The 527-nt window shown below is 79.1% G+C and carries 1 protein-coding gene; it reads left to right on the forward strand.

Annotated elements, in window-relative coordinates:
- A partial coding sequence (locus tag MXD58_RS24845) for a pyridoxal-phosphate dependent enzyme (RefSeq protein ID WP_250610067.1) occupies positions 1-527 on the forward strand: 527 nt, incomplete at both ends.

Below are 527 nucleotides of genomic sequence, written 5' to 3' on the forward strand. Positions count from 1 at the left end.
GCCGGCGGGCGGCTGCTCGTGCACCCCTTCGATGACCCGGCGGTGGTGGCCGGGCAGGGCACGCTGGGCCTGGAGCTGCTCGAGCAGGTGCCGGATCTGCGCACGGTGCTGGTCGGCGTGGGCGGCGGCGGGCTGATCGGCGGGGTCGCGGCGGCGTTGCGGGCACGCCGGCCCGAGGTGCGGGTGATCGGTGTGCAGTCCGAGCTGGCGCCGGCGTTCGCCGTGTCCCTGCGGGCCGGCCGCCGCCTGGCGGTGCCCGTGGGCAGCGACCCGACGGGGGCCCGCGAGCGGGCCATGGCGGCGGCCCGCGGCGGGCGGCCCTGCCACCGCCCGAGTCTGTCCCGTCCCGGGGTGGCGCCGCGCCCGATCGCCGACGGGATGGCGGTCAGCGAGCCGGGCAGGCTGACCTTCGAACTGGCGAGCCGGCTGGTCGATGAGGTGGTGACCGTCGACGAGGCCGCCTTCTGGTCGGCGATGGTCCTGCTGCGCCGGGTCGGGCTCGCCGTCGAGCCGGCCGGCGCCGCGCC

Origin of the sequence: Frankia sp. AgKG'84/4, assembly GCF_023242965.2 — a bacterium.
Lineage (GTDB): Bacteria > Actinomycetota > Actinomycetes > Frankiales > Frankiaceae > Frankia.